Raw genomic sequence first — 7,382 nt, 5'->3', positions numbered from 1 at the left:
GTCCGCGTCGACGCGCGGATCGGCGCGCAGCACCTCCAGCGCCTCGGCGACGTCCGCCGCGGCCACCGGGTAGTCGGACGGCGCGTGGAGCCGGTGCGCAACGACCGCGCCGACCACGCCCTCGCTCGCCGCGAGGCGGGCGTAGCCGACGTAGAGCGGCCAGTCGCGGGGCGCGGGCACCAGGTCCCTGGGGAGCGGACCGCCGTGGACGAAGAGGATCGCGGGACGCGGATCCTGCGGCGTCGCGGCGTCCGGCAGGTGCAGGTCGACGCGGCCGACCCGTTCCCGCGCCGCCTCGGGCACGTCGAGCAGGAACGGGCGCCCCTGGAAGGGTCGGCTGCTGTCTGCCGGGGCCAGCCGGTGGCCGTCGCCGGCGGCGGCGCGCAGCAGGGTCGCCGCCAGTTCGTCCGGGCAGGAGAGCATCGGCCAGTGGCCCGTCTCCAGCTCGAAGAAGCCGACCTGCGGGTCGGCCAGGACCTGGAACTGCGGCATGCCCGAGGTCACCATCTGCTGCACGAGCCGGATGGTGAGCCCGGCCGCCGTGCACAGGATCCCGCTGGTCGGCACGCCCCTCAGCGCGCCGGTCAGCCGCAGCGGCCGGGTCAGCGTGCGGCCGGGCTGCGGAGCGGCGAGCGCCGAGAGCCGCTCCAGATCCGCGCCGGACAGACCGGTCGTGTCGCCCCACCTCCGCCACTCCGCGGGCTGCGGCACGGGCACGCTCGCGTCCGGCGTCTCCCGCAGCAGCGCCTGCACGTCCGTGTCGGGCACCAGCGCGAGCGGCAGGTCCCCGTCCTGCGGCAGCCCGCAGTCGAGGTAGACGATCCGGGCCACCCGCTCCACCCGCTCCTGCGCGGCCCCCAGCACGGGATGGATGGCGTAGTCGTGCCCGACCAGCACCACCTCCGGCGCGTCCACCCGGTCGATCAACCGGACCAGATCGGCGATATGGGTCTCCAGCTCCACCTCGCCCCCGTCCTCGTCCTCGGCCGGCGCCCCGTTGCCGCCCGCCCCCGTCAGCGTCGCGGCGTGCACCTCGGCGCCCGCCTCCCGCAGCTTCCCGCCCACCCGCTCCCACAGCAGCCCGCCCGTGAACGGGCCGGAGGCCAGGATGAACGCCGTCGTGATGTCGTGATCGTTTCGCATGCGGCAACAGTAGGAACTCCCCTAACGGGAGATTCAAGCGCTGAGCCTGCCGCTGCACCTAGGCCCCTTGCCGTGCATCCGTCGCGTCATGGCGGCCAGGCTTTCCAGGTCGGAGCACGTGCGCGGATCGGCTCCCGGCTAGGCTCGGAGGTGTCCAACACCCCTGACGGGAGGTTCAGTCTTGCTGCCGGACGACCTGCTGAGCATCGGCGAGCTGGCCGGACGGGCCGGGGTGAGTGTGAAGGCGGTGCGCTTCTACTCCGACCAGGGGCTGCTGCACGAGGCTGACCGGAGTGGTGGCGGGCATCGCCGGTACGCGCCGGAGGCGTTGGAGCGGTTGCGGCTGATCCGGTCGCTGCGCGCGCTGGACGTGCCGCTGCCGCAGATCGCCCGGGTCGTCGCGGAGGAGGCGGGTGGTGACGGCCTCGGGGACGTCGTGGCGCGGCAGTTGGACAGCCTCGGGGCGGAGCTGGCCGCGCTGCGGTGGCGGGAGGCGGCGCTGCGGCTGCTGCACGAGGCCGCGCCGGGGGAGCGGGCCGAGCTGCTGCGGCTGGTCGGCGCACTCGGGACGCCTCCCAGGACGGACACGATGGTCCGGTACTGGCGCCGGCTGCTGCCGCTGCGGCTCCCCGCACGGCTGGTCGCCGCGATCGTCGAGGCGGCCGTGCCGCCGCTGCCGGAGCAGCCGGCGCCCGCGCAGGTGCTGGCCTTCGCGCGGCTGCACGAGCTGACCGGCGTCGCGAACGACGCCTGCCTGGTCGACCACCGTCCCTCGCCGCCCAAGCCGGACCTGCTCTACGACGGCCTGCGCGAGGCCTACGACCTGGCCGCGCCCGCCCTCCTCGCCGGGCGCGGCCCTGCCGCGGGCGAGGCGCTCGACTGTTTCGTCGCCGCCCACGCCCGCGCCCACGACCGCCGCGACACCCCCGATTTCCGCCGCGAACTCGGCCGTGACCTCTCGGCCGGGGACCATCCCGCCATGCAGCGCTACTGGGCGCTGGCCGGTGAACTGACCCCGGTCCCGACTCTCGGCACAGTCAACTCCTGGCTCAGCGACGCGCTCACCGCGCAGCTGGCCGGGAGTTGAGGCGCTGTCAGGGGCCGAGCACGCCTGTCGTCCATCGGGACGGATCCGCGCCCAGCAGGGTGATGTGGAGCCTCGTGAAGGCCGCCGGATCGCCGTAGTTCGTCGGGTCGTTCCAGAGCGGCCCGGTGGGAGCCCTGCCCGCGGGCTCGGGGTAGAGGTCCGCGTAGGACATGCTGCCGGACACCGGCTGGTCCGAGAGCGTGGCTCTCGGCCACGTCCACCGGATCCGACGGCGCGTCGCCGCCCGGGGGCGGGGTGGTCCGGGGGCACCATGGCGGGAGGGACCGAGCGCAGGAGACCAACCGTGCCCGTCGACGTGCTGACCGAGACCGAGATCGCCCGTCCCCGCGACGAGGTGGCCGCGTATGCCGGGAACCCGGACAACGCGCCCGAGTGGTACGAGAACATCACGTCGGTGCGGTGGCGCAGCGAGCCGCCGCTCGGGGTCGGCTCCAGGCTCGACTTCGTGGCGAACTTCCTCGGCCGGACCCTCAGCTACACCTACGTGGTCGTCGAGTACGGGCCCGAGCGCATGGTGATGCGCACCGAGCAGGGCCCGTTCCCGATGGAGACCACCTACACCTGGGACCCGGTCGACGCCACCCACACCCGCATGACGCTGCGCAACCGCGGCGAGCCGTCCGGCTTCGCCAAGGTCGCCGCGCCGATGATGGCCGCGGCGATGCGGCGGGCCAACACCAAGGATCTGGCGCGCCTCAGGCAGCTGTTGGAGGCGGGCCGCACACGAGATGAGGAACCGCGTTGAAGGTGATCGGCAACCTCCCGGGCGCCCCCTGTTGGGCGCAGCTGAGCGCACGCGACTCGGAGGCGGCGCAGAAGTTCTACGGTCAGCTCTTCGGCTGGACCGCCGAGACCGACCCGGACCCCCAGTACGGCGGCTACACGACCTTCTCGCTCGGCGGGAGGCCCGCCGCGGCCGTGGCCCCGCTGATGAACCCGCAGCAGCCGGTCATGTGGCTGCTCTCCTTCGCCACGCCCGGCGTCGACGCGGCGGCCGAGTCCGCCAAGGGCGCCGGCGCCCAGGTGTGGATGGGCCCGATGGACGTGGGCGACCTGGGCCGCTGGGCGCTGCTGAGCGACCCGACGGGCGCGCCCTTCGCGTTGTGGGAGGCCAAGAAGTTCAGCGGCTTCGGCGTCGCGGACGAGCCGAACTCCCTCGGCTGGGTCGACCTGTCGACGCGGGACGTCGCGGCCGCGGTGGGCTTCTACCGGGAGGCGCTCGGCTGGCAGGTCTGGCCGAACGAGCAGTACCCCATGGTCGGTCTGTCGGACACCATGTTCGGCGGCGTGATGGAGATGGGCGAGATGTTCCCGCCGGAGGTGCCCTCGCACTGGAACCCGTTCTTCCTGGTGAGCGACGTGGACGCGACCGCGGCCAAGGCCGGGCAGCTCGGCGGCGAGGTGCTGCACGGCCCGGTGGACGTCGAGATGGAGAACGGCCCGCGCCTCGCCGTCATCCGCGACCCGCAGGGTGCGACCTTCGGCGTCTTCGCCCCACGCGAGAGCTGACGACACGCACCCGCCCCGGGGCCGGAACGCAGAGCCGGAGCGCCGAGCCGGAGCGCCGAGGAGGCACACCGCTCGGCGCCCGGCTCCGGGGCGGACTCCGCGTCGTCATGGTCGACCTCGACGAAGAGGAGCTGAACCGCCGTGAGCCGCGCGACACCGGCCGGCCCCGCAGGCGCCGCCCCCTCGGCGGAGCTGCGCCGCGCGCTGGAGCAGCTGGCCACCGAGGCCCACCGGCCCGAACTGGCCGAGCTCGACCGGCTCGACACGCTCGCCATCGCCGCGTTGATGAACGCCGAGGACCGCGGCGTCCCGGAGGCCGTCGCCGCGCAGTTGCCCGTGATCGCCGCCGTCGTGGACAGTGTGGCGGAGCGGATGGCGCGCGGCGGGCGGCTGGTCTACGCGGGCGCCGGGACGGCCGGGCGGATGGGCGTGCTCGACGCCGCCGAGTGTCCGCCGACGTTCGGCACCGCGCCCGGCCGGGTCGTCGGCCTGATCGCGGGCGGCCCGCGGGCGGTGGTCGGCGCGGTCGAGGGCGCCGAGGACAGCCGGGCCCTCGCCGTCGCCGATCTGGACGCACTCGGTCTCACCGCTGACGACAGCGTCGTCGGCGTCAGCGCCTCCGGCCGCACCCCCTACGCCGTGGCCGCCGTCGAACACGCCCGCTCGCTCGGCGCGCTGACGGTCGGCTTGTCCTGCAACACGGGCTCGCCGCTCGCGGCCGCCGCCGAACACGGCATCGAGGTCGTCGTCGGACCGGAGCTGCTCGCCGGCTCGACCCGGCTCAAGGCGGGCACGGCGCAGAAGCTGGTCCTCAACATGATCTCGACCATCACCATGATCCGCCTCGGCCGGACCTACGGAAACCTGATGGTCGACGTCCGCGCGAGCAACGAGAAGCTGCGCGCCCGCTGCCGCCGCATCGTCTCCCTCGCCACCGGCGCCGACGACGCGGTCGTCGAGAAGGCGCTCGCGGCGACGGGCGGCGAGGCCAAGAACGCGATCCTGGTCGTCCTGGGCCAGGTCGACGCCCCCGCCGCCGCCCGGCTGCTCGCCGAGCACCACGGCAGGCTCCGTGAGGCGCTGCTCGCGGCAACCGGGTCGTGCGCTTCTCGGCAACCACCCCTCTCGGAGAGGCCAGGACCATGCCCGACGACGGGCACCTCGTCACAGCCGCCGCGATCCTCCCGCTCGTGGGCGGCGCCGACAACGTCGGCACGGTCGCCCACTGCATGACCCGGCTGCGGCTCGGCCTGCGCGACCGCTCGCTCGTCGACGAGGCCGCACTCCGGGCGGTCCCCGGCGTGTTGGGCGTGGTCGGGGACGGCGACACCTGCCAGATCGTGCTCACCCCCGGCACGGTGGCCCGGGTGGCGCCGGAGTTCGAGCAACGGGTGGCCGAGGAGGGGCACGCGGTGACCGCGGCCGGGCTGGCTGCCCGGGGCGAGGCGATGCGCGCCGCGCGCGGGGCGAAGAACGCCACCCCGGCCAAGCTGCTCCTGCGCCGGATCGCGAACATCTTCGTGCCGCTGATCCCGGCCCTGATCGGCGCCGGCGTCGTCGCGGGCGCGAACGGACTGCTCGTCACCCTGCACCGGCTGCCCGCGATCAGCCACGCGCTGACCGCGATCTCCTCCGGCTTCATGTCCCTGATCGCCGTCTTCGTCGGCTACCACACCGCCAAGGAGTTCGGCGGCACGCCGATCCTCGGCGGCGCGGCGGCGGCCGTCGTCGTCTACCCGGGGGTGGCCGACGTCTCCGTCCTCGGCGAGAAGCTGGTGCCCGGCCAGGGCGGGGTGCTGGGCGCGCTGGCCGCGGCGGCGCTGGCCGTCGTCGTGGAGCGGTGGTGCCGCGGGTGGGTGCCGCAGGCGCTCGACGTGCTCGTCACCCCGACGCTGACCTTGCTGATCACGGGGCTGGTCACGCTCTTCGGCCTGATGTTCGTCGCCGGGGAGGTCTCCACGGCGATCGGCACCGGCGCCACCTGGCTGCTCGCGCACGGCGGCGCGTTCGCCGGGCTGGTCCTCGGCGGGCTGTTCCTGCCGTTGGTCATGCTCGGGCTGCACCAGGCCCTGATCCCCATCCACACCACCTTGATCGAGCAGCAGGGCTCCACCGTGCTGCTGCCGATCCTGGCGATGGCGGGCGCGGGCCAGGTGGGCTGCGCCCTCGCGGTCCACGTCCGGCTGCGCCGCAACGCCTCGATCCGCGCCACCATCAGGTCCGCGCTGCCGGCCGGGTTCCTGGGCGTCGGCGAGCCGCTGATCTACGGCGTCTCGCTGCCGCTGGGCCGGCCCTTCGTCACCGCCTGCGTCGGCGGCGCCGCCGGTGGCGCGTTCGTCGGCCTGTTCGACATGCTCGGCACCACCGTGGGCTCGACGGCGATCGGCCCCTCCGGCTGGGCCCTCCTCCCGCTCCTCCGCAGTTCCCACGGCCTCGGCGCGGCCGTCCTGATCTACGCGGGCGGACTGCTGGTCGGCTACGCGGTGGGGTTCCTGGCGACGTACTTCTTCGGTTTCACCCGGCAGATGCTCGCGGAGCTCGACACGGAGGCGGAGCCCGCCGGCCAGCCGACGAACCGCCTCGCGCCCGCCGGCCCTTAGGGCGTCAGCACGATCGGGTTGGTCAGCGCGGCCATCCGGCCGTCCGGGTGGCGGATCTCCGCGCGGACGAACAGGGACTCCTCCGCCGTGGTGGTCCACCGGGTCGCGGGGCCCCCGTGGTGGACCTTGCCGCGGTCGGTGTGCAGACGCACCGTCGCCTCCGGCACGCCCGTCACCGCCACTCGGACCGTCGCCGTCGCGCCGCGCGTCACCAGGGTCTCGCCGACGCCCGCGCTGCGGCCGTCCGCCTCCGCCGTGAACTCCAGCCCCACCGCCGCCGATTCGGCGATCCAGCTGCGGCCCGAGCGCAGCGCCGCCAGCAGGTCCGGCGTGCGCGGCGACGGCGCGAACACCACCGTCTGCGGGGTGCCGAGCTGGCCGGGGAGGTGGGCGTCGCTGTTGCCGATCGCCGGCTGGAAGCCGCCGGTCGCCTGCACGTCGACGGCCAGCCGACGGCCCCACTCGGCGACGGCGGCCTCGTTGTCGGCGTTCCAGGGACGGTCCGAACGCCACAGGCCGTTCCACACCTCGACCAGGTCGAAGTACTCCAGCGGGAACATGAAGTCGCCCGAGGGGTAGGGCGCGTGGGGATGCGCGGCGACGCAGACGCCGCCCGCCCGACGCGCCTCGGCCAGGTGCCGCCCGATGACGTCCTCCCGGACGCCGTACTGCCAGTCGACGACCTGCCCCGGCTCGATGCCGAGCGCCAGCCAGTGCCCCGTCCACGTCGTCACCTCCTCGCCGACGACGACGTGCAGGCCCGCCTTCCGCGCGCAGTCCCACGCGCCGTGCGCGGCAGCGGTGTTGTGCTCGGTGGTGGCCAGGAAGTCCAGTCCGGCCGCGAGGGCCTCCGCCGTCAGCTGCTCCGGCGTCAGCTCGCCGTCGGAGTGCACGGAGTGGACGTGGCAGTCGCCCCGGTACCAGTCGGGTCCTCGGTCCATCGGTCCTCCCCGCGTCGGCGCTGCTGCCAACAGGCCAACGCCGGAGGGGCGCTCCGCGGTTCCAGCGGTGCGGGTGCGGGC

8 protein-coding genes are annotated in these 7,382 nt (G+C 74.5%); 5 read left to right on the top strand and 3 right to left on the bottom strand.

Features of this window, described 5'->3' with window-relative positions; all coding sequences use genetic code 11:
• Positions 1–1,143 (bottom strand): alpha/beta hydrolase family protein (locus DN069_RS22390; RefSeq protein ID WP_111503553.1); only part of this gene is annotated, 1,143 nt, incomplete at its 3' end.
• Positions 1,144–1,324: 181 nt separating this feature from the next.
• Here DN069_RS22390 and DN069_RS22385 point away from each other — a divergent pair.
• Positions 1,325–2,230 (top strand): MerR family transcriptional regulator, encoded by a 906-nt coding sequence (locus tag DN069_RS22385; RefSeq protein WP_111503551.1) that lies wholly within the window; start codon positions 1,325–1,327, stop codon positions 2,228–2,230.
• Positions 2,231–2,237: 7 nt separating this feature from the next.
• Here the strand turns inward: DN069_RS22385 and DN069_RS40220 are convergent, their stop codons facing one another.
• Positions 2,238–2,414 carry a hypothetical protein gene (locus DN069_RS40220; protein ID WP_165845597.1) on the bottom strand — a complete coding sequence of 59 codons (177 nt, stop codon included), beginning with the start codon at positions 2,412–2,414 and terminating at the stop codon, positions 2,238–2,240.
• Positions 2,415–2,534: 120 nt separating this feature from the next.
• Between DN069_RS40220 and DN069_RS22380 the strand changes: the two genes are divergently transcribed.
• The 4 genes from DN069_RS22380 (at position 2,535) to DN069_RS22365 (ending at position 6,360) form a co-directional block, all read left to right on the top strand.
• Positions 2,535–2,996: an SRPBCC family protein gene (locus DN069_RS22380; RefSeq protein ID WP_111503549.1), complete on the top strand. Its 462-nt coding sequence runs from the start codon at positions 2,535–2,537 to the stop codon at positions 2,994–2,996.
• A 2-nt stretch (positions 2,997–2,998) separates the two neighbouring features.
• Positions 2,999–3,760: a VOC family protein gene (locus DN069_RS22375; protein WP_243639572.1), complete on the top strand. Its 762-nt coding sequence runs from the start codon at positions 2,999–3,001 to the stop codon at positions 3,758–3,760.
• A gap of 141 nt (positions 3,761–3,901) precedes the next feature.
• On the top strand, positions 3,902–4,993 hold the full coding sequence (murQ, locus tag DN069_RS22370; RefSeq protein ID WP_111503545.1) for an N-acetylmuramic acid 6-phosphate etherase: 1,092 nt from the start codon (positions 3,902–3,904) through the stop codon (positions 4,991–4,993).
• Positions 4,903–6,360: a PTS transporter subunit EIIC gene (locus tag DN069_RS22365; protein WP_111503543.1), complete on the top strand. Its 1,458-nt coding sequence runs from the start codon at positions 4,903–4,905 to the stop codon at positions 6,358–6,360. The genes murQ and DN069_RS22365 overlap by 91 nt, the downstream gene beginning before the upstream one ends.
• On the opposite strand, the gene DN069_RS22360 is transcribed toward DN069_RS22365, so the two are convergent.
• Positions 6,357–7,301, bottom strand: a complete 945-nt coding sequence (locus DN069_RS22360) for a CehA/McbA family metallohydrolase (protein ID WP_111503541.1) — start codon at positions 7,299–7,301, stop codon at positions 6,357–6,359. The genes DN069_RS22365 and DN069_RS22360 overlap by 4 nt on opposite strands.
• Between the last annotated feature and the right edge of the window lie 81 nt (positions 7,302–7,382).

This window comes from Streptacidiphilus pinicola (assembly GCF_003258295.1).
In the GTDB taxonomy this organism is placed as follows: domain Bacteria; phylum Actinomycetota; class Actinomycetes; order Streptomycetales; family Streptomycetaceae; genus Streptacidiphilus; species Streptacidiphilus pinicola.
This window is presented reverse-complemented; position numbering and strand designations above follow the sequence as displayed.

Bases quoted from the DNA above. Each gene is read 5' to 3' on its own strand.
- DN069_RS22365 (WP_111503543.1), top strand. From the start codon at position 4,903: ATGCCCGACGACGGGCACCTCGTCACAGCCGCCGCGATCCTCCCGCTC.
- DN069_RS22360 (WP_111503541.1), bottom strand. From the start codon at position 7,301: ATGGACCGAGGACCCGACTGGTACCGGGGCGACTGCCACGTCCACTCC.